This window comes from Enterococcus raffinosus (genome assembly GCF_001886185.1).
In the GTDB taxonomy this organism is placed as follows: Bacteria; Bacillota; Bacilli; order Lactobacillales; family Enterococcaceae; genus Enterococcus_A; species Enterococcus_A raffinosus.
In genome coordinates, this window is sequence record NZ_JXLA01000124.1 from 1 (window position 1) to 512 (window position 512).

1 pseudogene is annotated in these 512 nt (G+C 33.0%); it reads left to right on the forward strand.

Annotated elements, in window-relative coordinates:
* Positions 1-128: 128 nt before the first annotated feature.
* Positions 129-485: pseudogene (locus RV13_RS20530) on the forward strand (TlpA disulfide reductase family protein); the annotation flags it as partial.
* Positions 486-512: the final 27 nt, after the last annotated feature.

Sequence of the window (512 nt, forward strand, 5' to 3'; positions counted from 1 at the left end):
AGGTTTTAGAAATGATCGGCAGACATTATTTAAGCACAAATAGCGGAGCTGAAAGTAATCTTCTGGATGAATTAAAAAGAACTGAGATTCAAATTATAGATAAAAAAGAACGTCCTAAAAATGGTTTTGTGCTATCAGAAAAAACTGATTTAGAAAATACAGAAGCATTTAACAAAGAATCGGTTAAAGATTTACGTAAACTATCAACAAAGGACATAAATGGCAAGGATTTTACAAGTAAAGATTTTGAGAAGTATGATCTTACTATGGTAAATGTATTTGCAACTTGGTGTACAGCTTGTGTAAAGGAAATTCCTGATTTGGTTGAGGTTCAGAATGAAATGAAAAGCAAGGGTGTAAATATCGTTGGAGTTGTTACAGATCCTGTTGATGATAACGGTGAAAACAAGGAAGCAATTGAAAAGTCAAAGGTAATACATGAAAAGACAAAGGCTTCATATCCTTTCTTAATGCCAGATAAGACATGAATCGGCTACACTAGACTAGACAGA